Here is a 23,673-nt window from a genome sequence, read left to right as displayed (position 1 = left end):
ACCCCAGAGCGCCGGAAAAAACGCCCCGCGATGCAAAAAAGTCGCGACGCGCGTTCAAAACCGCGCCTCACCGGCCTTTTTTCGGCGGTGTGGCGTTGGCGCGGGCAAAAGCCTCGGCAAAGGCGTTGCCCGAGGTCGAGCGTTGCGGCGGGGGCTGCCGGAACGGCTGCTGCTGCTGCTGCGGACGGCCACCCTCCCCCCGCCCGGCGCGGGCGTCGACGGCGTCGTCCAGGCGCATGGTCAGGGCGATTCGCTTGCGCGGAACATCGACCTCCAGAACCTTCACCTTGACCACATCGCCGGGCTTGGCGGCCTCGCGCGGGTCCTTGATGAAGTTTTTCGACATGGCGGAAATATGCACCAGCCCGTCCTGATGCACGCCGATGTCGACAAAGGCGCCGAAGGCGGCGACATTGGTCACAACCCCCTCCAGCACCATGCCGGGCTTCAGGTCGGAGATTTTTTCGACGCCCTCCTGGAACGTCGCCGTCTTGAACTCGGGACGCGGGTCGCGGCCGGGTTTTTCCAGTTCCTTCAAAACGTCGCTGACGGTCGGAACGCCGAACTGCTCATCGGCGAAATTTTTGGGCGACAACCCGCGTAAAATCTTGGAATCGCCGATCAGCACATGGATGTCGGCCTTGGTCGCCGCCAGAATTTTTCGCACCAACGGATAGGCTTCGGGATGCACGCCTGAGGCGTCGAGCGGATCGTCCCCTCCCCGGATGCGCAAAAAGCCGGCGCATTGTTCGAAAGCCTTGGCGCCCAAGCGCGGCACTTTTTTCAGCTCAGCCCGGGTCTTGAACGCGCCATTGGCGTCGCGGTGGGCGACGATGTTGCCGGCAAGCGACTCGCCCAACCCGGAGACGCGCGCCAAAAGCGGCGCCGAGGCGGTGTTGAGATCGACGCCGACGCCGTTGACGCAGTCTTCCACGACGGCGTCGAGCGACCGCGACAGTTTGAATTCGGCGAGATCGTGCTGGTACTGGCCGACGCCGATGCTCTTCGGGTCGATCTTGACCAGTTCGGCGAGCGGGTCCTGCAAGCGCCGCGCGATGGAGACGGCGCCGCGCAGGGTGACGTCGAGCCCCGGCAATTCGCTGGCCGCATAGGCGGAAGCCGAATAAACCGACGCCCCCGCCTCCGACACCACGATTTTGGTGATTTTTGCCGCCGGCAGTTTTGTTACCAGCTCGCTCGCCAGCTTGTCGGTCTCGCGCGACGCCGTGCCGTTGCCGATGGCGATCAGCTCCACCTTGTGCTTGATGCACAAAGCGCCGAGCGCGGCCAGCGCATCGTCCCAGCGCCGCTGCGGCTCATGCGGATAAATGACGCCGGTGTCCACCACCTTGCCGGTGGCGTCGACCACGGCCACCTTGACGCCGGTTCGAAAACCGGGATCGAGGCCCATGGTGGCGCGCGGTCCCGCCGGCGCCGCCAGCAGCAGGTCGCGCAAATTGCCGGCGAACACTTTGACCGCCTGATCCTCGGCGTTCTGCCAGAGTTTTCCGCGCAGATCGACCGATAGCGAGATTTTCAGCCGCGTGCGCCAGGCCCAGCGCACCGCGTCCATGAGCCATTTATCGGCGGGACGGCCGCGCTCGGCCACGGCAAAACTGGCGGCGATCGCCTGTTCATAGGCTCTTTCGCCATTGGCCTCCATCTCGGCGGCGCCTTCCGGCTCCAGCACGAGGTCCAAAATCTCTTCCTTTTCGCCGCGAAACAGCGCGAGGATGCGATGCGACGGCAATTTGGAAAGCGGCTCGAAAAAGTCGAAATAATCCGAATATTTGGCCCCATCCTGGGTCTTGCCGTCGCGCACTTTTGAGACCAGCCGCCCGCGCGTCCAAAACGCCTCGCGAAGCGCGCCGACCAGTTCGGCCTTTTCCGAAAATTTTTCCACCAGAATGGCGCGGGCGCCTTCCAAAGCCTCTTCAACCGTCTTGACGCCCTTGGCCTCGTCCACAAATCGAGCGGCTTCCGCGCGGGGATCGAGCGTCGGGGTGGTCAAAAGTCCCTCGGCGAGGGGGCTCAGTCCGGCCTCGCGGGCGATGGTCGCCTTGGTGCGGCGCTTGGGCTTGTAGGGCAGATAAATATCTTCAAGCTGCGCCTTGGTGTCCGCCGCCAAAACCTGTTTTTCCAGCTCGGGCGACAGCTTGTCCTGCGAGCGGATCGAGTCGAGCACCGCCTTGCGCCGGTCTTCCAGCTCGCGCAGGTAGCGCAGGCGCTCCTCCAGCGTGCGCAATTGCGTGTCGTCGAGCGCGCCGGTCGCCTCCTTGCGGTAGCGGGCGATGAAGGGCACGGTCGAGCCGGCGTCGAGCAGGTCGACGGCCGCCGTCACCTGCCCCTCGGCGACCTGCAATTCCTGAGCGATTCGGCGATTGATGGCGTTCATGGCGAGGTCTCGATCGTTGGTCCGGGCGGGCCGCGCTTTTACCCCTCGGGGGGCTTCGGGTCAAAGCCGGCGCTGTGGAAAAGGCGGTTCCGCGCCCGCCATGCCGACCGACGCGATTGACAAGACTTTTGCGCTGGCGGAACGTGCCAAAATGGCCCGCACACAGAAAAACGAAGCAAAAGGCGCGATGAGCGATCCCGCCGCTTTGAGCGACGCTGCCGAACAGGCGAGCGAATTCTTGAAATCGCTGGCCAATCCCGTGCGGTTGCGCATCCTGTGTCTGCTCGCCGACGGCGAAGCCTCGGTCGGCGAAATCACGGAAAAGCTTGACGCCCGTCAAAGCCTAGTGTCGCAGCACCTCGCGCTGTTGCGCAAGGACGGGCTGGTGCGGCCCACGCGCGAGGGCCAGAGCATCCGCTACGCCCTGGCCGACGCGCGCGTCGAGCGGCTGATCGGCGTGCTTTACGAGACCTTCTGCCCCTCGGCCTGACGCGCCGCGATCTTACGTTTGCGCAAACGCGCGCATCGCTTTCGCTCCGCCGCGCCCAGAACCTCGCGGGTCACGCGCCGGTTGCGGCGCGGTCCTCACGCGAAGCGCAGGCAAGACGGTGGAACCAATCCCGCACGCCGCCGTTTCCTCGCCAGAAAGCGGCGCCGAATTTTTCGCGCGGCCATTGTCAAGCGAGGCGTTCATGGACAAGGAAACTCTCGAAGTGCTGAAATCGCTTCACACCAGCGAAATCGACGCGCGCAACGGTTATGAGGAGGCGCTGGTGGATGCCGAAGGCAAGGGCCTGTCGCCGCTCTTTCTCGACATGGTCGCCCTGCATGACGTCAACGCCGGGGAAATCGACCAGGTGCTGATCCGCCTGGGCGAACCGTCCGATACGGAACGCTCGTTCATGAGCGTGGTGAATCACGCGATCACGAACGTCCGCGCGCTGTTCGACGGCCTGGGCGAAGGCCTCCTGCCCGGCCTGATCGACGGCGAGGAGCGCAACCTCGCCAAATACGACGAGGCGCTGGAGACCGCGACGCTCCCGGAGCATGTCGTCGATCTGTTGTCGACGCAGCGCGGCAAGATCGCGGCGAAGATCTCGATCATGCAGATGCACAGGGCCGCTTGAGGCGCGAAAATCCTCCGGGCGCGCGGAACAGGATTTCCGAACGGATCGTTCGGAAATCCTGTCAGTTCCTCTCCTCGACGACCACCGCCGCCTCGTTCCTGCGCAGGAACGGCAGGGCGAAGGGCGCATCGTAATAATACATGAAGGGCTCGCCGACGGCCTGCCACCGCGACCGGATCAGCCCGGACAGCAACTGTTTCTGGCGCAGCGGCGAAACGCCGCCGAGCCCGGTGAAGCGCAGGACCGCGATCTCCTCCGAGGGAACCGCGACGATTTGCACGCGGGGATCGCGCGGGCGCGGCGCCGTGGACACGCCATATTCGGCGGGCAGGAAAAACATCATCCGTCCCTTCGACATTTGCACCGGCGCGGTCATGGCGACCCGTTCGCCCTGAAGCTCGACGGGCGCGGTCATGGCGATGCGATCGCTCCCAGCGTTCGCGCCGGCGATATAGCCGAACAGCAGCCTGAACGCGTCGTTGCGGTCGACCACGCCCGAGGAAAATTCGACCATGGCGGCGGTGCGGGGGGCGTAGCGGCGGATTTCCACGTCCTGCACATGGTCGATGACGGTGTGGCGCGGCTCCTCGTAGAGCCGCACGCCGATCACGTTGAGCGCGGATTCGATCGCCAGCACGCAGTAATAGGGAATGGCCTGAAACACTTTTCGAACCCCTTGCCTGAGCCTCCGAAAAAGCGCGGGCGGGGAGATTCGGTTCCATTACATCCGCGCCAGGGCGCGGCCCAGCGCGTCCTGGGTCAGGCGCCACCTGCGCCGCAACCGCTCGCTTTCGCGCGCCGACGACAAAGCGAGGCGCTTTTCGGTCATGGCGCGCCAGCCGCGACACAGACGGGCGAGCGCGGCGGCGCCCATGTTGCCCGCCATGCTTTCCAGCGCATGGGCCTGGCGGCCGAGCGAAGCGACGTCGCCGCGCGAAAAACTCGCGTGGATGTCCTCGACCAGATGCGCGGCGTCGGCGGCGAACTGGATCAGCAATTCACGAACAAAATCGGCGCCGCCCAGCCGGTCGAGCGCCGACAACGTCGCGGGGTCGAGTTTTTCGCAGCGCGCGGTTTCCCGCGGCGCGCCGGGCTTGGCCGCCGCAACGGCCTCAATGGCCGCGCGTAAAACTTCGGGCGCGATCGGCTTGCGCAGACAGTCGACCATGCCGGCGGCGCGGCAGAGTTTTCGGCTTTCGGCGCTGTCGTCGGCGGTCAGCGCCAGCACAGGCGCGCGACCGCGCGGCCGGGCGGCGGCGTAGATGCGCGCCGTCTCGATCCCTCCGAGCCGGGGCATGTTCACGTCGAGGACGACGACCTCAAAGGTTTCGCGCAGCATGGCGAGCAGCGCCGCTTCGCCGTCAGCCACAACCTGAACCTCATGGCCCGCCTCGGTGAGGATTTTCTCCAATACCCGGCCGTTGACGGCATTGTCCTCCGCCAGCAGGATTTTCATGGGTTGTCCCGGCGCCCGGCGCAAGGCCGCGAGCCGCCGCGCCATTGTCCTGGCGCGCGCCTCGGCGAAGGGAAAGACCAGAACCGCGAGGTCATGGCGCGCCGCAACGGCCAGACTGTCGAAATCGTCGGTGACATCGAGGCAAACCGGCTCGGCGTCCGACGCCTCGGCGACGTCCTCGGCCGGGTCGACCGGCGTCACCGGCCAGCCCAGGCGGAACAGCGCGCCAGCGGCGGGACTTTCGACCGCGATGTCGCCGCCCATGGCGTCGAGCCGCCGCTTGACGATGGAAAGGCCGAGCCCGGCGCCGCCGAATTTCGCGCCGATCGACGCGTCTCCCTGGCGAAACGGTTCAAAAATCCGCTGTTGCGCCTCGGCGGCAATGCCGGGGCCGGTGTCGCGCACCTCGACATTCACCCAAACGCCGTCCTCCCGCCGCGTCGCGCCGACGCGAACCGCCACCGCGCCTTCGCGGGTGAATTTAACGGCGTTGCCGACCACATTTTGAAAGATTTCCTGCACGCGGCGGCGGTCGCAGAGAATGTGGCTTGGCGTGTCCGCCTCGATCATCAGGCCGAGCCGCACGCCCTTGGCCTCAGCCTCCACCGCGAGCATGGCGCGCAACGACACAAGCAGCGCGACGAAATCGACGATCTCTTCGTCGCCCCCCTCCTCCTGCCCGATTTCCTCGCGCGCGCCGGAAAGCAGATGCTCGATCTGGCGCAGCAGCGTTTGCGCGGATTCTTGCAGCGTGCGGGTCATGTCGCGCTGCTCGGTGTCGAGGCGGCTGTGCTGGAGCAGCCCGGTCAGGCCGATGATCGCGGTCAGCGGCGTGCGCAATTCATGGCTGACGCTCGCCAGAAAAAGGGTTTTGGCGCGATTGGCCTGCTCGGCCTGCGCCCGCGCCTCCGCGATGTGGCGCAGCAGGATCGCGCCATAAAGCGGCAGGACCACCAGCGACAGCAGCAGGCTCATGGAAAGCGCCGCATGGTCGCGCCAGAATGGCGTGGTCGCCACCACCACCCCGAAGCCAGACAAGGCGAGCGCGACCGTATAGGCTAAAAAGCCCGCGCCGAGCCGCGCGCCGGCGCCGAGGATCATCCAAAAATAGAGCGGAAGCAGCCAGGCCGCCGCGCCGCCGCCCAAAACCATGGCGGCGGTGATCATCAGTCCGTCCATGGTCAAAGCAAGACCCAGTCGCACGGCGCTGACCTTGGGACGCCAGGACATGTGGGCCATGAGCGCCGCGGCGCCGAGCAGATAGGCCAGCAGGATCGGCAGGCTCGCGCGCAGGAAGGCGCGCGCCTCCTCGCCCTCGGCCTGCGCCACGACCGCGACGACAAGGGCGATGAACGACAGGCCCACACGGTTGCGCATCACCTCGCGCTCTTCGCTCGGGCGGGCCTGGAAGCGCGCCAGCGCGGGCGCGAACGGCTTTGATATGTCCATCGCCGCGTCTCAGGCCAGCCGTTTGAGCGCGGCGGTTTCCAGCGGCGGAAACAGGTTTGACAGATCGCGGGCTGCGAAGGGCGCGCCAAAACAGGCGCCCTGGGCTTCGCACACCCCCGCCCGCCGCAGCAGCGTGAGCGTCGCCGCATTGGCGACCTCGCCGGCGACAAGAGGAAAGCGCGCGCCGCGCCCGAGCAGGCGGGTGATTTTCAGCGCCTCCGACGGCGACACCGGACAGGAGAAGGCGACGGTCGGGCGCAAGGCGTCGATGAACTGCTCGATCGGCGCGGCCAGCCTGCCGGTCTTGCCGATGTCGTGTCCCAGAATGCCGAGATTGACCGCGCCGAGGTTCAGCGTCAGCCCCACGCCGAGCGTTTTCAGCGCCCGCGCCTCCTCTTCCGCCCGCTGCGGGGCGACAAAAATTTCCGCCGCGTCGAAGCGCAGATCGAGCCAGTGCGGCGCGACGCCGGTCTCGGCCAGCCTTTTCGCCAGCGCCACCGCGGCGGACTCTTGCGCGTCGCCGTCGAGCCGGGCGGCGAGCGAAAGCCGGATCGTCCCGCGCCGCCCCGCCTGCAAGGGCGCGGCCGAAGCGAGAAGCAAGCGCAGGGCGTCGGCGTCGGCGAGTTCGGCGGCAAGGCCGTCGCGCAACAGCTGAGCGCCCGCCACCCGTCCGGTCATCAGGTCCAGCCGGGGCGCGAACCGCCAGTTCGCCGCGGCGGGCCTTTTGGCCCGATGCGCGTCGAGGCGCGCGACCGGCGCCGCTTCCGGAGGCGGCTCCGCGCTCTCGGCCCGCGCCTCCACCGCATGCGCCAGTTTGAGAAGATTGCGGGCGCGCATCACGAATTCGCAATGGTCGACCGGCGAGTGGAGGAAATCATTGGCGCCGCTTTCCAGCGCGCGCAGCCGCAGCACGCGCTGGTCGTTCACCGTGATCATCATCACGGGCACCGTTTCGGCGCGCGGCATGGCGCGAAAGCGGGTGATGAATTCGTCGCCGTCGAGCTGCGGCATATCGTGGTCGGTGATGATCAGATCGGCGCGGTTGAGCGCCAGCCACGCGAGCGCGTCGGTGGGATTGCCAAAGTCGCGGACCTCGATTTCGGGTCCGATCGACTGTGCGAGCTTGGCGTAGATCGTCCGGTTGATGCTCCGGTCGTCGACAATAACGATGTTCGACATTGCCTTACCTGGCTGTTTGTTTTCAGACTGCAACCTACGTTACGGCAGTCAATGTCGAGCAAAGAAATTAAGAGCTTGTATCCGATGGATTTTACTTGAGAGTACGAAACGTGAACTAAAACCTCAGGTTGAGAAGACGGTTAAAAAGACGTCAGCCGTTTTACTTCCTCGGAACGACACTTTTGGCAAAGCTGGTAAATCGTCGATCCCTTTACGCGAAGGTCCGGCGCGATTTCAGCCAGAGGGTGCAGGACGAAGGCGCGGCGGCTCATTTCGGGATGCGGCAGGACCAGTTTTTCATCAGAAAAATCAATGCCTTCGTAAAGAAGAATGTCGATGTCGATCACGCGCGGCCCCCAGCGCAAACCGGGCGTGCGGCCAAGCGCGCGCTCCGCCTCCTGCGTCAGCGCCAGCAGCGCGCGCGGCGCGAGATCCGTGCGCGCCACGGCGCAGGCGTTGACGAAATCAGGCTGATCCTCGACCCCCCAGGGTTTTGTCGAATAGAGTGAAGAAATCTTTTCGAAGACCACCCCGCGCGCGCCCAAAAACGCCACGGCGCGGCGAATATTGCCTGCGGAGTCGCCGAGATTGGCGCCGAACCCCAGCGCGACGAGATATTCACGCGCGGACAAGGGCGCTCCACACCTTGATCGCATCCGCATGTTCGGCGACGTCGTGGACGCGCAAAATATCGGCCCCCGCGTGCAGCGCGGCGAGGTCGGCGGCCAGCGTGCCGGCGAGCCTGCGCTCCACGGGCGCGCCGGTGATCGCGCCAATGAAGCGTTTTCGCGAGAGGCCGACCAGCACCGGCAGCCCAAAAATTTTCTTCAAAGCGCCCGCGCTGGTCGCGGCGACAAGGTTTTGTTCAAAGGTTTTGCCGAAGCCGACGCCGGGGTCGAGGATGATGTTTTCACGCCTCACCCCGGCCTGCTCAGCCCGCGCGAGCGCGCGGGCAAAAAACGCGCGCATATCCTCCAGAATATCGCGGGCGGGATCGGCTTCGGCGCAATGGTGCATGACAACAAGCGCGGCGCCGCTCTCAGCCGACACCTCCGCCAGAGCGGGATCGCCGTGCAGGCCGGAGACATCGTTGATGATGGCCGCGCCCAGGGCCACGGCGCGGCGCGCGATCTCCGCCTTGGTGGTGTCCACCGAAACCGGCGCGATGTTTTCGCGCAAAATGGCGGCAAGCGGCGCTTCAAGGCGCGCCCATTCCGCCTCGGCCGAAATGGGGGTGAAGCCGGGGCGGGTCGATTCCGCGCCGATGTCGATGAGGTCGGCGCCCTCCTCCACCATTTTTTTCGCGCGCAACAGCGCCGCATCCGCGCCGGCGAACAGCCCGCCGTCGGAAAAGGAATCCGGCGTGACGTTGACAATGCCCATGATCAGCGGTTTCGCGCCGGACCGGGCCAAAACATTTTTCGCGGCCATGGCCGGGTCTAGGCCCCGGCCCGAGCAAAAGTCAAACGCTCTCCACCTGCCGCTCGTCGAGCGCCACCGCCTTGACGAGACAATAAACCTCGCCGCCGGGCGCGATGCGCAACTCATCCACCGCCATGCGGGTGAGCGAAGCGAAAAGCTTTTCGCCGCCTTTGAGCTCGAGGCTCACCATGGCCAACGGCCCCTTGGTCGCGGCGACGCTCACGACTTTTCCGCGCAACAGGGTGCGGATCGAGGTGTCCGGCGGCGGGCGGTGCGCCAGCGACACGTCGATGGCCTTGACGAACACGCGGGTTTGCTGCGCCGGCGGCACGCGGTCGGGCAGAAAAATGTCGCCGGCGGGATGATGCAGTTTGGTCAATCGGTAATGCGCGTCAAAACTGGCTTCGCCGCAGGCGAGGCTGACGCCGACGCCGAAACGGTCCGAGGGCGTTTCCTCGCGCGCCGAAGCAAAAATGTCCTCGGGCGCGCCGACTTCCACGATCCGGCCGCGCTCGATCATCACCACCTGTCCCGCGAGGCGCATCACCTCCTCGATCTGGTGCGACACCAGCACCACCGGCGTGTCGAATTCGTCGCGCGCCAGTTCGACCAGCTCCATCGCCTTGGTGCGGCGGGCCACGTCGATGGAGGCGAAGGGCTCGTCCATCAGCAGCAGGCGCGGCGCCGCCATCAGCGCGCGGGCGACGCCGACGCGCTGGCGTTCGCCGCCGGAAAGCTGCCCCGGCCGCCGCGTCATCAAATGACCGATGCCCAAAGTCTCGACCACGCGCGCAAAAGGCAGCCGGCGCCCCTCCTTCGGCGCGAAGAATTCGGCGAAGCGCAGGTTTTGCGCGACGCTCAGATGCGGAAACAGCTGCGCGTCCTGAAACACCAGGCCGACGCCGCGCTTGCGCGCCGGAATGAAGATTCGTTTTTCGGTGTCGACCAGCACGCGGCCGGCGATTTCGATACGGCCGACGTCGGGCCGCGCCAGACCCGAGATCAGCTCGATCAGCGTGGTCTTGCCGGAGCCGGAATGGCCGAACAGAGCGGTGATTTTCGAATCGCTGGCGAAGGCGGTTTGCAGCGAAAACTCGCCGCGCGAAAGTTTGACGTCGACCGAAATCATGACGACAGCCCCCGCGTCTCGATCTTCATGCGCTTGGCCAAAAATTCGGAAACCACCAGCGCGCCGATGGCCAGCGCCGCGGCGACGGCCGACATGACGATGGCGTCCTGATCCCCGCCGGGCGTTTGCGTCAGCAGGTAGATTTCGGCGGGAATGGTGCGGGTTTCCCCGGGAATGTTGGAGACGAAGGTGATGGTCGCGCCGAATTCGCCCAGCGCCTTGGCAAAGCCCAGCACCGCCCCCGCCAAAAGCCCGGGCGCCGCCAGCGGCGCGGTGACGAGGAAGAATACGGCCAGCGGCGGCGCCCCAAGGGTCGCGGCGGCCTGCTCCAGCCTCGGATCGACCGCCTCGATCGACAGCCGGATCGCGCGCACCATCAGCGGGAAGCCCATCACGCCCGCGGCCAGCGCGGCCCCGGTCCAGCGGAAGGCGAAGGTGATGTTGAAATGCTCGTAGAGGAAGGCGCCGATCGGGCCGCGCCGCCCGAACAGCAGCAACAGGAGCAAGCCGGTCACCACCGGCGGCAGCACGAGCGGCAGATGCACCACGGCGTCGAGCAGGGTTTTGCCCGGGAAATTTCCCCGCGCCAGCACGAACGCGACCAGAACGGCGAAGGGCAGGCTGCACAAAGTGGCGGTAAAGCCGATGCGCAGGCTCAGATTGATCGCCGTGAGCTGTTCGGGCGTCAGGGTCGGCAAAAAGTCCATCAGGCGAACGGCCTTCTCTGCGAGGCCACCGGATTGGCGGCGCGGGTTTTCGAAATCAGCGCGCGGTCGAGCCGGGCGGTGACGTAACCGGGATTGTCCGAGGCTTTGGCGACCACGTGGCCCCAGGGATCGCAGACCAGCGAATGCCCATAGGTCTGGCGAATCTCGTCCTTGATCCGGTGCGGACCGATCTGCGCGGGGGCGACAAAATAGGTTTGGGTTTCGATCGCGCGCGCCCGGCACAGCACCTCCCAATGGTCCTTGCCAGTGAGCAAGGTGAAGGCGGCGGGCAGCGCGATGACATCGACGCCGCGCGCGGAAAGGGCCTGGAACAGAGCGGGGAAGCGCAGGTCGTAGCAGATGGCGCAACCGAATCTCAAACCCTCGGCGTCATAGGTCGCAAGGTCCGTCCCCGGCGTGAACAGCGCGCTCTCCCGGTAGGCGGCGCCGTCGGGCGTCACCACGTCGAACATGTGGATTTTTCGATAAAGTGCGATCTCCCGACCTTTCCGATCGAACACGACGGTCGTGTTCGACAGGCTGTCGCCGTTCCGTTCAAGGAAAGAGCCGGCGTGGATGAACACGCCATGTTTGGCGGCAAGCTCGGCGGCGAGCGCATAGGCCGGGCCATCGCGCAAAATTTCGGCGGCGGAGAGTTTTTCCTCGCGCGTCCCGCCGAGGAAATCGAACACTTCGGGCAAGCCGACCCAATCGGGTTTTTCCTGCGCGCAGGCCTCTTCGACCAGCGCGCGCGCCTGGGCGAGATTGGCCGCCTTGTCGGCGACGGAATTCATCTGGATCAGCGCGACCTTCATGGGGCCTCCTCAATATGTAAGCTGAATTGCAATTTTCGCGCCGCAGAACAAGCCCAAGCTTCTGTCACGAGGCCCAAGCTCTTAAGATCAGGTGACGAATCACGCGCGGATTTTCATGTTCACCTTTCTCCACGCCGCCGACCTGCATCTGGGCAGCCCGTTAAGAGGCTTGAGCTTGCGCGACCGTGAACTGGCGGAGCGATTCGGCGCAGCGACGCGCGAAGCGTTCGAAACCTTGATCACCCGCGCGCTTGAAGAAAAGATCGCCTTCGCCATTTTTGCCGGAGACATTTTCGACGGCGAGGGGAAGGACGCCACCGCCGCCTTGTTCTTCAACCGCCAGATCGCCCGCCTGACGCGCGAAAAAGTGCGCGTCTATCTGCTCAAGGGCAACCACGACGCCGACAATGTGGTGACACGAAAGCTGCCGCCGCCCGAACTGGCGCATGAGTTCCCGTCCCGGAAGGCGGAAACGTTCCTGATCGAGGATCTGCGCGTGGCGCTGCATGGGCGCGGTTTTGGCGAGCGCGCCGAGATCGACAATTTCGTTTTGGGCTATCCCGATCCCAAGGCGGGCTGGCTCAACATCGGCGTCCTGCACAGCTCGCTCGACGGGCGGCCGAACCACGATCCTTACGCGCCCTGCGCTTTGGACGACCTGCGCGCAAGAAATTACGATTATTGGGCGCTCGGCCACGTCCACGCCCATGAGGTGGTGTGCGAAGACCCTTACGTCGTCTATCCCGGCAATCTTCAGGGGCGCTCCATTCGCGAATGCGGAGAAAAGGGGGCCGTTCTGGTCGATGTCGAGGACGGCGCGATCAAGGGGGTGCGCCGGTTGCTCGTCGATCGCGCCCGTTTCACCGAAATTTTCGTCGACGCCTCGGCGTTGGAGACGCCGGAAGACCTGCGGCGGGAGATCACCCGACGCGCGGAAGGCGAAATCGAGAGAGCCGCCGGCCGTTTCCTGGCCGCGCGGCTGCGGATTCACGGCGCGAGCGCGCTGCACCCGCTGTTTGCCGCGGATCCCTCGGGCTGGCGCGACCAGTTCGAAAACGCCCTGGCTCATGCGGGCGAGACCATAGCGCTGGAAAAGCTGCTGATCGAGACCCATGCGCCGAAAGCCGGGGCGAAGCGCGACAGCGAACTCGATTTCGCCGCCCTGCTCGACGAGGTCTTGGCCGATCCGGCCTTCGCCGCGCAGGCGCGGGAGGCGATTGCCGCGATCGAACAGAAAATGCCGTCAAAGAGCGAAATTCCCAGCGAAGACTTCGACAGCGTGCTCGCCGAGGCGCGCGATCTGGCGCTGGCGCGCGCGGAGCGGTCCGCATGAGAATTTTGGAACTGGCGCTCGACGCCTACGGTCCCTTCGCCGGCGAAAAACTGCATTTTGACCGCGCCGCGCGCCTACACATTGTGCATGGCCCCAACGAGGCCGGCAAATCCAGCGCGCTCACCGCCATCGGCGACCTGTTCTACGGCGTGCCGCGCTCGGAAAAATCGTTTCTGCGCCCCGGCGACCTCAGGCTCGGCGCGCTGGTCGAGGCGCGCAACGGCCAGATGCTGCAATTTTTTCGCCGGCGCGGGGTGAAGGCCACCCTGCTCGACGCCGGCGGCGCCGCGCTCGCCGACGATTGCCTCATCCCCTTCCTTGGCGCCGCCAGCCGCGACATTTTCCATCGCGCCTTCGGCCTCGACGCCGAAAGTCTGCGCAAAGGCGGCGACGAAATGCTGCGCGCGGAAGGCGAGATCGGCGCCAGCCTGTTCGCCGCCGCCTCCGGCTTGCGCGGCCTGATCGATCTTCGAAAAGGCATTGAAGCCGAGGCCGACGACATTTTTGGCGAGCGCAAGGCGAGCCACCGCTCCTTTTACCAGGCGCTCGCGCGTTTCGACGACGCCAGCAAGGCGGAAAAGGAGACACGCCTCACCGAAACCGCGCTCAAAACCCTGCGCCGCCAGATCGAGGAGGCGGATGCGCAACTGGCGGCGATCAAGCAAGGCGACGCAGAGGAGGCCGCCGAGCAGCGCCGGCTGCAACGCCTGCTGAAGACCACGCCGCTGCTGGCAAATCTCGCGCAATTGCGGAGCGAGAGCCCGCTTTTCGCCGATCTCGCCGCCTATTCCGACAGCTGGGCGGCGACGCTCGAGACGCTGCTTGCCGCGCGCGACGCCGCCCGGGCGCAGGCCGAGGCGGCGCTGGAGGCGCGCGACCTCGCGGCCGAGGAGCTGGAGCAGGCGCAATGCGACGCGGCCCTGCTGGCGCGCGCGGAGGACATCGAGGCTTTGGCCGGCGAAGCCGGCGCCGAGCGGGATCGGCTGGAGCAATTGCCGCGCCGCGAAGACGCCCTGCGCGCCAGCGCCGACAAGTTGCGGGCGCGCGCCTTCGCCTGTGGCTTCGACGACATCACCACCCTGCGCGCCGCCACGCCGGACGCCGCAAGCCTGTCGCGCGCGGAAAAACTGGTCGCCAGGGGGCGCGAACTGGCGGCGCTGAAACAAAAGCCGCAAGCCGACCTCGCCCGCGAAAAGGACGACCTCGCGCATCTCAAGGCGCGGATGGGCGGCGATCTGCCTGACGTCGCCGCCTTGCAGGAAAAATTCGCCGCCTTTGGCGCGGTGGAGGCCGAGGAAACCGCGCTGGCGGAGCTGAACGAAGCCTGCGCGCGCGAAGCGCGCGGGCTCGACGAGCGCCGCGCCCGGCTGACGCCGCCCCTGCCCGATCTCGATTTGTTTGCGCGCGCCCCCGCGCCCGACGAGGCCGCCATCGCGCAGGCGGAGCAGGATTTCGAGGCCGTGGCGCGGCGGCGCGACGAGGCCCGCCGTCAGGCGGACGAGGCGCTCAGGACCGAAGCGCAGGCGCAGGCGCGGCTGCGCGCCCTGGAGACCTCCGGCGCCGTGGCCAGCCGTGACGATCTGCGCGCTTTGCGCGCGCAACGCGACACCTTTTGGGAGGAGTTGGCGCAGGCGCGCGGCGACGAGCAGCTTTTTCGCGCGCGCGCCGCCCTGTTCGCGGCGACGCAGCGCCAGGCGGACTCCCTGGCGGACGCGCTGATCGGCGACGCCGCGCGCGTGGCCGAAGCGGAAACGGAGCGCCAGACGATCGTCGCCGCGCGCGACGCCGCGCGGCAGGCTCAGGACCGTCTGGCGACGATCGAAGACGACGAGCGCGCGTTGCGCGCCGCCTGGGCCAGGGCCTGGGCCGGGTGCGGCGTCACGCCAGGCGCGCCGCGCGCCATGGAGCGCTGGCGTGACGAAGCGCTGCAATTGCTCGACGCGCGCGAAAAACTTGCGGCGCAAACCAGCAGGCGCGAGGCGCTGGCCGCGCGGCTCACGAGCGTCGAAGCCGGGCTGAAAACGCTGTCCGCCGAAGCGGGACTTACGCCGCTGGCGCTGCCGCCCGGCAAGCAGGCGCGCCGCATCGCCGCGCAGGTGCAACAGCTGGCGCGCGCCAGCGAGGAGGCGCGCGCCATCGCCACCAGAATACAACTCGCGCCGCCGCGGATCGCCGCGCTGGAACAGGACCTCGCCAGGCTTGAACAGGACGAACTGGTCTGGCGCGCCGAATTTTCCACCGCCCTCGCCGGGCTGCGGGTCGACGCCGACGCCTCGTTCGACGAAGCCCAGGCGCGCATCGCCCTGTGGCGCGCCTTGCCCGGCGAGCTGGACAATCACAGCCAGAGCGAGCGGCGCGTGACCTCGATCCATGAGCAACACGTCGCCTTCACGCAACGGGTGAGCCAGCTGCTGGCGCAATGCGCGCCCGACCTCGCCGGCCTGCCCGCGCTCGATGGGGCGGGCGCCTTGCAGCGGCGGCTGACGGCCGAACGGCAGAAAGCGACGACGCGCGCCAATGCCGAAACGCGCCTCGCCAAGGCGGAAAAAGCCGCCGCCGCCGCGCAAGATCTGGCCGCGAAGGCGGAAAGCCGCCTCGCCGACCATACCGCCGGACTTGGGCTTTCCGGCGACGCGGAAATTTTGTGCGCGCGACTGCGCGAGCGGCGCGCGCTCCATGCGCGCATTCAGTCGGAAAGCGAGCGCCTCGCGCTGGTCGCCGATGGCGCCGACGAGGCGCAACTGGCGCAGGAGGCGCGCGATTTCAACGCACAAGCCGCGCACGACCGGCTCGGCGACATCGTCCGCGCGCTTGAAGCCCGAAAACTTCAGGGCCAGGAAATCTTCGCGGCGAAACGCGCGGCGCAGACCAGCCTCGCGGCGCTCGAAGACAGCACGGGCGCCGAGCAGGCGGCGTTCGACCGCGAGGCCGCCAAGGCCGAGATGGCGGTGGAGGCCCGGCGCTGGGCGGTGCTCAAAATCGCCTCGCTGATGGTCGCCGCCGGCCTCGAACGCCACCGCCAGAGCCGCCAGGACCCCCTCCTCGCCCGCGCCGGCGAGATTTTTGGACATCTGACCTCCGGGCGCTACGAAAACCTCAAGCAGGATTTTGCGGAAGACGAAAAGCTGCATCTGCTGGCGGTGCGGCGCGACGGCGCCGCCCTGCCGCTGAGCGCGCTGAGCGAGGGCGCCCGCGACCAGCTCTATCTGGCGCTGCGCCTCGCCTTTCTGGAGGATTACGCGAAAAAATCCGAGGCGCCGCCGTTCATCGGCGACGATCTGTTCGCCAGTTTCGACGACGCGCGCGTCGCCGCCGGCTTGAAAACCCTGGCGGATCTAAGCCCGGCCCTGCAGCCCATCCTGTTCACGCACCACGATCATGTGGTCGAGATCGCCGCCCGGGCGCTGGGCGCGCAGGCGCAGGTGCTGCGTTTGCAGGCCTGACGAAAAAACTGGCGCGCCGCCCCGTTTGCGATTAGACTTGATCTAGATCAAACCTTTTCGAGGGCGCAGCCATGCAGCAGTCCAGGACAAAGCCGAACCATCTGGTCCGCATGATGATCTTGAACTGGGCGTTCGGCTGGGCCGTCGGATTTATCTGCGCGGCCGGCGTGCTCGCCTCCAATGTCGGCCATATCTGGGACATGGTTTCGAAGTCGGACTCCATGGGCCTCTTCATGGTGCTGCTGTTCGGCAGCTTTGGCCTGACTTTTGGCGGCGTGGTCGCGGCGACCGCCATCATGCTGCTGCCGACCGACGAGCAGGAACGCGGCGGCGGGACCCGCGCGCCCATCCTGCTGCCAGCCTACGCCTTCGCGCGAATTCGTCGCACGCGGGGCTGATTTTCTCGACTTTACAGTTGTCGGGCGCTAGAGCATGAGCTTGAACGCTTCACTCTCGCCCGTGCTGTCTCATGGCCAAACCCAAGCTCGCGAACAAGTCCGCCGCCGCCCCCGCCGAAATTTATCATCTGCTGCTGAGCTGCCCGAACCGTCCCGGCATTATCGCCCGCGTCGCCAGCCATATTTTCGAATCCGGTTTTAATATCGCGGATTCCCGTCAGTTCGACGAGGAAGACACCGACCAGTTCTTCATGCGCGTCGAGTTCAATCCGGTGCGCGAGGACGCCGACATTGAGGCGTGGAAGGCCAGTTTCTGTGAACTCGCCGAAGAATATGACATGACCTGGAAGGTGCGCGGCCAGTCGCAGCGCGCCAAAGTCCTGATTCTCGTCTCGAAATTCGACCATTGCCTCGCCGACCTGCTCTATCGCTGGCGCATCGGCGAATTGCCGATCGACCTCGTCGGCATCGCCAGCAACTATCCGCGCGAAACGTTTCCCCATCTCGATTTCACCGGCGCGCCGTTCCACTACCTGCCGGTGACGCGCGAAACCAAGATGGAGCAGGAGGCGCAGATCTGGGCGCTCACGCAGCAGTCCGGCGCCGAACTGGTGGTGCTCGCCCGCTATATGCAAATCCTCTCGGACGGCCTCGCCGCCAAGCTCTCGGGGAAATGCATCAACATCCACCACAGCTTTTTGCCCGGCTTCAAGGGCGCCAAGCCGTACCACCAGGCGCACGCGCGCGGTGTGAAGGTCATCGGCGCCAGCGCGCATTACGTGACCTCCGAACTCGACGAAGGCCCGATCATCGAGCAGGACGTGGAGCGTATTTCGCACCACCACCGCCCCGAAGATTTGGTGAGCAAGGGCCGCGACATCGAGCGCCGCGTTCTCGCCCGCGCCGTGCGCCTGCACGTGGAAAACCGCGTGGTGATCAACGGCCGAAAAACCATCGTCTTTACAGAATAAGGTCAAGCCGCAGCCTCCCTTCTCCCCATCGCCCGTCTTTAGACGGGCGTTCTGACGAACGCCCTGCGGCGGGAGAAGGTGGCGCCCGAAGGGCGCCGGATGAGGGGTTCGTCCTTCTTCACTTGCCCCTTCACTTCGCCTGAAGCGCCGCCGCCGCATCGGCGGCGCCGAAATTTTCGCCCGCGACTTTCCGCGCGCTCTCGGCCAAAATCCGCCGCAACCCCTTGAGATCAAGCCCCGGATTCCGCTCCAGCAGCAGCGCAGCCACCCCGCTGACCTCGGCGCAGGCGATCGACGTGCCGGTGGAAAGATCGTAGCCCCCGTGCGGCGCCGCCGCGAGCACGTCCACGCCCGGCGCCGCCAGTTTGATGTAATCCCCCCGGTTGCCCTGCCGATAAACCTTACCGGTCTCGTCCACGGCGGCGACCGCGATCACCGGCGCATAGGCGCCCGGATATTGCGGCGGCGCCCCCGGCCCCTCGTTGCCAGCCGCCGCGATCAGCGCCATGTTTTTTCCGGCCGCCGCGACCACCATGCGCTCCATCAGCGGATCGGCGGGCCCGGCGAAACTCATGCTCACCACGCGCGCCCCCTTGTCCGCCGCCCAGTCGAGACCCGCAACAATCGGCAGGGTCGCGCCGCGCGCAAAACCGCCGACCGGATCAAAAGCCCGCACCGCGAGCAGCCGCGCATCCGGCGCGGCGCCCAAAAGTTTGACGTGGCCGGAAATGGCCCCGGCCATGGCCGTGCCATGCGCATGCGCCTCGCTCGCGCCGCCAATCGGATCGAAATTCTCCGCCGCCACCCCAAAAATTTCGGGATGCGCGGCGTCGACCTGTGAATCGATCACCGCGACGGCCACGCCTTTTCCACGCGCAAGCTTATGGGCTTCCGTAAGGTTCAGCGCGGCGCCGGCATAGCCTTCCGGCGCTGCCGCCTTCTCCTGGGCCTGGGCCGGGACCGGCGCGGCGACCGGCGCCGCCTGCTGCAACTGATAATAATAATTCGGCTGCGCCCAGGCGACCCGAGCGTCCTGTCCGGCGCGGCGCAGGGTTTTGCGCAGGTCCGCCCCGCGCGGCAGTTTTAAACGATACACGGTGACGCCGATCAATTTCAGAGACCGCGTCTCCACAAGATCGAGTTTTTCCGCGCGCGCGAATCTTTCCGCTTGCCCGGGCGCTTCCTTCTGGAACGCGACGAGAATTTCGTCGGGCGCCAGCCTTTTCTCCGAAACGACCGGCAACAGCGCGCGGTTGGCCACAGGCGCGGCGACGACGGGCTTTTTCAGCCTGGGAGGCGGCGGCGGCGCCTCGCGCGCCGCCACGGGCCGGCGCAAATGAGGACGGGGCGGCGGCAAATCGCCCTCCACCATCGCCGGGGGCGGAGGCGGAAAATAGCGCGGCGGCGGCGGATCATAGACACGCGGCGGCCAAGGGCCCGGCTGCCAAGGGCGCGGCGGCCAGTAGCGTGGCGGCGCGCCGTCGCCATAGCGCGGCCCCGGCCGGCGAGCCCCCTGCCCGGGATAGGCCGGATGAAAGCGCCCGCCGGGCCGATAGACGCCGCCGGGGTGAAAACCGCCGCCGGGGTGAAACCCGCCGCCGCCATGAAACCCGCCGCCACGCGAAAAAAACCGCTCCTGCGCGAAGGACGGAACCGCCAGCGCAAAAACCAGCGGCGCAATCAGCAGCCAGCGCCACATCTTCATGGCTCACCCCTTTTTCTGGGCGAATGTGACCAGCCCCGAGGCGCGCAAGGCCTCCAGCTTTTTGGCGGCGTCGTCCTCGCTCATGTCGCTGCCGCCAAGCTTGACCTGAAAGAACCCCGCGCGCGGCCCGCCGACGATTTGCGCCCCGTTGCGCGCCAGAAACGCGGCGATTTTTTCCATCGTCGCCTCGGGCGCGAAGGCGACCAGGGCGAAACGCCCCTCCAGCCCCGCTTCCTCGCGCGAAGCCGTGCTATAGCCGCCCGGCCCCGGCGCGGGTTGCGCCAAGAAACCCGCCTCCACCGCGACCAGCAGGCAGGCGGCCGCCGCGACCCAACCAAGCGCGCGAGGGCTGAAGAAATCGCCGAGCCGCGCGCCAAGGTCCAACCGCGCCCAAAGCGAGGTCCGCGCCGGTTCGGCGTCGAGCGCCTCGAAAAGTTTTTGCACGGCCCGCGCGCTCGGGGCCGGCAGCGCCTCGTTGAGCGCGACGATTTCGTCGCGTTCGGCCCGCGCCGCCTCGACATTGCGGGCAAGCTCGGGATCGTCGGCGAGCGCGCGCTCGAACGCGGCGCGCTCCTGCGGGTCAAGCCGCCCCGCGACGAAAAAAGGCGCGAGTTCCGCCAGCCTTTGCCTGTCCTGCGCGTTCATGGCCAACCTCGATCGACGCCGGCGCGCTTGCAAATCTCCGAGAGCTTTTGGCGCGCATAAAAGAGACGGGTTTTGACCGTGGCCGGGGGAATGCCGATGATCGCGGCGGCCTCCTCCACGGATTGCTCCTGGTAGTAAACGAGATCGACGATCTCGCGGTGCTCCGGCGACAGTTTTTGAATACAGGCGCGCAACACCGCCGCCTTGTCGCCCTTGGCCATCCGCACTTCGGGGTCGTCGGCCTCATCGGCGAGGCCGGCGGCGAAGTCGTCGTCCAGCGGCGCATCCTTGCGCATCCGCGCGATGGACAAAGCCTTGAACCGGGCGATGGACAAAATCCAGGTGCTGACGCTGGACCGGCCCTCGAAGGCGCCAGCCTGGCGCCAGACGTCAACAAAAGTTTCGGCGAGGGCGTCCTCGGCGCGGCCTTCGTCGCGCAGAAAGCGCAGGATGAAGCGGAACACGCGCAGGCGGTGGCGTGCGAACAGAACCTGCATCGCCAGCCTGTCGCCGCGGGCGATCCGCGCCAGAAGCTGCGGATCGTCTGACTCCGTCGTCTGCTTGCCCATGACCCCCTGGAGGAATTGAGCCCTTCCGAGGATCGGGCGGCGGAGGCCAAAGGTCAAGGCCCCGCCGCCGCCCAAACCGGTCATTCGCAGACACGCACCCGGCCGATATACTCGCCATATTCGTCGTAGCGGCGCTCGAAGTGGCAGTAGCCGTCATTGGCGTAGGCGGCGGAAGCGGCGGCGGCGCCGATCAGGCCCAAACCCAGACCAATGCCGATGCCGGGGCCCCAGTGATGATGCGGATGCGGCGGCCAGGGCTTGGCTTGCGCGGCGGGGACGGCGGCGAGCGCGGCGGCGACGGCGAGGGCGGTCAGGCTGGCGCGAAAAGTGTTGGTCATCGTTCTGCTCCCTGGGTTCAAGGCCCCTTGCGGCCCTTGCATCCATGGGTCGCGGCATCCGCAAAAAGGGTTCAAAGTTTTTTCGAAGTTTTTCGCTGATCGCCAAAGGGGAGTGGATCGCATTGCGCTTCCCAGTCCTGTCCTTGCCACGGAGCCATGGGCAATGCGTTCCTGTCCCCGCCCCCCGTCTCGCAGGCGGGCAAAGGAACCCATCGCGCCCGTCAGCCGTCGCCCATGCCGCCAGGATGCTCTTGCGCAATTCGCTTCCGTCTCCTTGTCCTCCCAGCGCTCAATTCTTGCCAATCCGGACGCGAGGCTCTATCGAAACGCGCAACTCCCTTCGCGCGCCCGGCGCCATGCAGAGGCCGATCCCTTGACCGCCCAGACTTCTAAAGAACCGGCCATCACCCCGGACCTGATCGCCCAGCACGGCTTAAAACCTGACGAATACCAGCGCATCCTCGACCTCATCGGCCGCGAGCCCACCTTCACGGAGCTGGGCATCTTTTCCGCCATGTGGAACGAGCATTGCTCCTACAAGAGCTCGCGCCTGCACCTGAAGAAACTGCCGACCAGCGCGCCCTGGGTGATCCAGGGCCCCGGCGAGAACGCCGGCATCATCGACATTGGCGACGGCCAGGCGGTGGCCTTTAAAATGGAAAGCCACAACCACCCCTCCTATATCGAGCCCTACCAGGGCGCGACGACGGGCGTCGGCGGCATTTTACGCGACGTGTTCACGATGGGCGCCCGCCCCATCGCCTGCCTGAACCTGTTGCGGTTCGGCTCGGTCGACCACCCGCGCACAAGACATCTGGTGTCCGGCGTCGTCGCCGGCATCGGCGGCTACGGCAATTCCTTCGGCGTGCCCACCGTCGGCGGCTCCACCGAGTTCCACCCGTCCTATGACGGCAACATCCTCGTCAACGCCATGGCGGTCGGCCTCGTCAAGACCGACGAGATTTTCTACGCCGCCGCGACCGGCGTCGGCCGCCCCATCGTCTATCTCGGCTCGAAAACCGGACGCGACGGCATCCACGGCGCCACCATGGCCTCGGCCGAATTCGACGCGGACAGCGACGAAAAGCGCCCCACCGTGCAGGTCGGCGACCCCTTCTCGGAAAAGCTGCTGCTGGAAGCTTGCCTCGAAATCATGCGCAAAGGTTGCGTCGTCGCCATTCAGGACATGGGCGCCGCCGGCCTGACCTCCTCGGCGGTCGAAATGGGCGCGAAGGGTAATCTCGGCGTCGAACTCGACCTCGACAAGGTCCCCTGCCGCGAGCGCGGCATGACCGCCTACGAAATGATGCTGTCGGAAAGCCAGGAGCGCATGCTCATGGTGCTCGACCCCGACAAGGAAGAAGAGGCGGAAGCCATTTTCCGCAAGTGGGGCCTGGATTTCGCCGTCATCGGCAAAACCACGGACACATTGCGCTTTGTCATCAAGCATGGCGGCGAGATCAAGGTCGACCTGCCGATCAAGGAACTCGGCGATCAGGCCCCGCTCTACGACCGCCCCCACGTGCCCACGCCGAAGCCGCAAAAACTCGACTCCACCGCCCTGCCCGCGCCGCTCACCACGGGCGAGGCGCTGAAAAAACTGGTGTCCTGCCCCGACATGGCGTCAAAACGCTGGGTCTGGGAGCAATACGACCATTTGATTCTTGGCAACACCATCGTCGGCCCCGGCGGCGATTCCGCGGTCGTGCGCATCGACGACGGCCCCAAGGGCCTCGCCCTCAGCACAGACGTCACCGCGCGCTATTGCTACGCGGACCCGGTCGAGGGCGGCAAGCAGGCGGTGGCCGAAAGCTGGCGCAACATTACGGCGGTCGGCGGCAAGCCGCTCGCCCTCACCGACAATCTCAATTTCGGCAATCCGGAAAAGCCCGAAATCATGGGCCAGTTCGTCGGCTGTCTCCAGGGCATCGGCGAAGCGTGTCGCGCTCTGGACTATCCCATCGTCTCCGGCAACGTGTCGCTTTACAATGAAACGCAGGGCAAGGGGATTTTGCCGACCCCGGCGATCGGCGGCGTCGGCTTGGTCGCCGACGTGACCAAGGCGGTCGGCATCGCGTTTCGAAATCCCGGCGAAAAGCTGATCCTGATCGGCGAAGGCGAGGGCTGGCTCGGCCAATCCCTCTACCTGCGCGAAATTCTGGGCCGCGAAGAGGGCGCGCCGCCGCCGGTCGACCTTTCGGCTGAAAAGCGCAACGGCGATTTTGTTCGCGACCTCATTTCGCGCGGCGACGTGTCCTCGGTCCACGATCTTTCGGATGGCGGCCTCGCGGTCGCGGTGGCGGAAAGCGCCATGGCCGGCAAAATCGGCGCGACGGTTTCCGCCCTCGGCGGCGACGCGCCAAAAAATTGGTTCGGCGAGGACCAGGGCCGTTATCTCCTGGCGGTCCACACCGCCAAGGCGGATGCCGTGCTCGTGGAAGCCAAGCTGGCAGGCGTCCCGGCGGCGCTGATTGGCGAAACCGGCGGCGATGTTCTAAAACTCGGCGCGGAAAAACCCGTTCTGGTGCGGGACTTGCTTGAAGCCCATGAATCCTGGATGCCGGCCTATATGTCCGGCGGCAAAGCCTGAGG

Annotated in this window: 20 protein-coding genes; 7 read left to right on the top strand and 13 right to left on the bottom strand. The window is 66.4% G+C overall.

Features of this window, described 5'->3' with window-relative positions:
• Positions 1-67 precede the first annotated feature (67 nt).
• The gene (locus GJ654_RS15450) at positions 68-2,395 is read right to left on the bottom strand and encodes a Tex family protein (protein ID WP_155447076.1); all 2,328 of its coding nucleotides are present in this window, start codon (positions 2,393-2,395) and stop codon (positions 68-70) included.
• A 187-nt stretch (positions 2,396-2,582) separates the two neighbouring features.
• Between GJ654_RS15450 and GJ654_RS15445 the strand changes: the two genes are divergently transcribed.
• Both GJ654_RS15445 and GJ654_RS15440 read left to right on the top strand, forming a co-directional pair.
• Positions 2,583-2,885 (top strand): ArsR/SmtB family transcription factor, encoded by a 303-nt coding sequence (locus GJ654_RS15445; RefSeq protein WP_155447075.1) that lies wholly within the window; start codon positions 2,583-2,585, stop codon positions 2,883-2,885.
• Between the two features lie 202 nt (positions 2,886-3,087).
• A complete protein-coding gene (locus tag GJ654_RS15440) occupies positions 3,088-3,522 on the top strand; it encodes a DUF2383 domain-containing protein (RefSeq protein ID WP_155447074.1) in 435 nt (144 codons plus the stop codon).
• A gap of 61 nt (positions 3,523-3,583) precedes the next feature.
• On the opposite strand, the gene GJ654_RS15435 is transcribed toward GJ654_RS15440, so the two are convergent.
• The 8 genes from GJ654_RS15435 to GJ654_RS15400 form a co-directional block, all read right to left on the bottom strand.
• Positions 3,584-4,186, bottom strand: a complete 603-nt coding sequence (locus GJ654_RS15435) for an SOUL family heme-binding protein (RefSeq protein WP_264586272.1) — start codon at positions 4,184-4,186, stop codon at positions 3,584-3,586.
• Positions 4,187-4,243: 57 nt separating this feature from the next.
• Entirely contained in the window at positions 4,244-6,427 is a 2,184-nt protein-coding gene (locus tag GJ654_RS15430; protein ID WP_155447073.1) for a sensor histidine kinase, read from the bottom strand.
• A gap of 9 nt (positions 6,428-6,436) precedes the next feature.
• Positions 6,437-7,606: a response regulator gene (locus GJ654_RS15425; RefSeq protein WP_155447072.1), complete on the bottom strand. Its 1,170-nt coding sequence runs from the start codon at positions 7,604-7,606 to the stop codon at positions 6,437-6,439.
• 140 nt (positions 7,607-7,746) lie between these two features.
• Positions 7,747-8,238, bottom strand: coding sequence for a 2-amino-4-hydroxy-6-hydroxymethyldihydropteridine diphosphokinase (gene folK / locus GJ654_RS15420; RefSeq protein WP_246664778.1), 492 nt, complete (start codon positions 8,236-8,238; stop codon positions 7,747-7,749).
• The gene (gene folP / locus GJ654_RS15415) at positions 8,225-9,037 is read right to left on the bottom strand and encodes a dihydropteroate synthase (RefSeq protein WP_155447070.1); all 813 of its coding nucleotides are present in this window, start codon (positions 9,035-9,037) and stop codon (positions 8,225-8,227) included. The genes folK and folP overlap by 14 nt, the downstream gene beginning before the upstream one ends.
• A 31-nt stretch (positions 9,038-9,068) precedes the next feature.
• Positions 9,069-10,157: a molybdenum ABC transporter ATP-binding protein gene (gene modC, locus GJ654_RS15410; RefSeq protein ID WP_155447069.1), complete on the bottom strand. Its 1,089-nt coding sequence runs from the start codon at positions 10,155-10,157 to the stop codon at positions 9,069-9,071.
• Positions 10,154-10,864 (bottom strand): molybdate ABC transporter permease subunit, encoded by a 711-nt coding sequence (gene modB / locus GJ654_RS15405; RefSeq protein ID WP_155447068.1) that lies wholly within the window; start codon positions 10,862-10,864, stop codon positions 10,154-10,156. The genes modC and modB overlap by 4 nt, the downstream gene beginning before the upstream one ends.
• On the bottom strand, positions 10,864-11,679 hold the full coding sequence (locus GJ654_RS15400) for a carbon-nitrogen hydrolase family protein (RefSeq protein ID WP_155447067.1): 816 nt from the start codon (positions 11,677-11,679) through the stop codon (positions 10,864-10,866). The genes modB and GJ654_RS15400 overlap by 1 nt, the downstream gene beginning before the upstream one ends.
• A gap of 115 nt (positions 11,680-11,794) precedes the next feature.
• Between GJ654_RS15400 and GJ654_RS15395 the strand changes: the two genes are divergently transcribed.
• The 4 genes from GJ654_RS15395 to purU all read left to right on the top strand — a co-directional run bounded on the left by GJ654_RS15395 (position 11,795) and on the right by purU (position 17,824).
• Entirely contained in the window at positions 11,795-13,012 is a 1,218-nt protein-coding gene (locus GJ654_RS15395) for a metallophosphoesterase family protein (RefSeq protein ID WP_155447066.1), read from the top strand.
• The gene (locus GJ654_RS15390) at positions 13,009-16,455 is read left to right on the top strand and encodes an ATP-binding protein (protein WP_155447065.1); all 3,447 of its coding nucleotides are present in this window, start codon (positions 13,009-13,011) and stop codon (positions 16,453-16,455) included. Before GJ654_RS15395 ends, GJ654_RS15390 begins: the two co-directional genes overlap by 4 nt.
• Before the next feature lie 71 nt (positions 16,456-16,526).
• A complete protein-coding gene (locus GJ654_RS15385; protein WP_155447064.1) occupies positions 16,527-16,853 on the top strand; it encodes a hypothetical protein in 327 nt (108 codons plus the stop codon).
• 71 nt (positions 16,854-16,924) lie between these two features.
• Entirely contained in the window at positions 16,925-17,824 is a 900-nt protein-coding gene (gene purU / locus GJ654_RS15380) for a formyltetrahydrofolate deformylase (RefSeq protein ID WP_155447063.1), read from the top strand.
• Between the two features lie 130 nt (positions 17,825-17,954).
• Here the strand turns inward: purU and GJ654_RS15375 are convergent, their stop codons facing one another.
• The 4 genes from GJ654_RS15375 to GJ654_RS15360 all read right to left on the bottom strand — a co-directional run bounded on the left by GJ654_RS15375 (position 17,955) and on the right by GJ654_RS15360 (position 21,081).
• Positions 17,955-19,529, bottom strand: coding sequence for a S8 family serine peptidase (locus GJ654_RS15375; protein ID WP_155447062.1), 1,575 nt, complete (start codon positions 19,527-19,529; stop codon positions 17,955-17,957).
• Positions 19,530-19,532: 3 nt separating this feature from the next.
• The gene (locus GJ654_RS15370) at positions 19,533-20,174 is read right to left on the bottom strand and encodes a hypothetical protein (RefSeq protein ID WP_155447061.1); all 642 of its coding nucleotides are present in this window, start codon (positions 20,172-20,174) and stop codon (positions 19,533-19,535) included.
• Positions 20,171-20,743 carry a sigma-70 family RNA polymerase sigma factor gene (locus GJ654_RS15365; RefSeq protein WP_155447131.1) on the bottom strand — a complete coding sequence of 191 codons (573 nt, stop codon included), beginning with the start codon at positions 20,741-20,743 and terminating at the stop codon, positions 20,171-20,173. The genes GJ654_RS15370 and GJ654_RS15365 overlap by 4 nt, the downstream gene beginning before the upstream one ends.
• 80 nt (positions 20,744-20,823) lie before the next feature.
• Positions 20,824-21,081: a hypothetical protein gene (locus tag GJ654_RS15360; RefSeq protein ID WP_155447060.1), complete on the bottom strand. Its 258-nt coding sequence runs from the start codon at positions 21,079-21,081 to the stop codon at positions 20,824-20,826.
• Between the two features lie 373 nt (positions 21,082-21,454).
• Between GJ654_RS15360 and purL the strand changes: the two genes are divergently transcribed.
• The gene (purL, locus tag GJ654_RS15355; protein ID WP_246664777.1) at positions 21,455-23,671 is read left to right on the top strand and encodes a phosphoribosylformylglycinamidine synthase subunit PurL; all 2,217 of its coding nucleotides are present in this window, start codon (positions 21,455-21,457) and stop codon (positions 23,669-23,671) included.
• The last annotated feature ends 2 nt before the right edge of the window (positions 23,672-23,673 follow it).

This window comes from Rhodoblastus acidophilus, assembly GCF_009720655.1.
GTDB classification, from domain to species: domain Bacteria; phylum Pseudomonadota; class Alphaproteobacteria; order Rhizobiales; family Beijerinckiaceae; genus Rhodoblastus; species Rhodoblastus acidophilus_A.
Note: the sequence above shows the minus strand (reverse complement) of the source record. Positions and strands in the feature narration are given on the sequence as shown.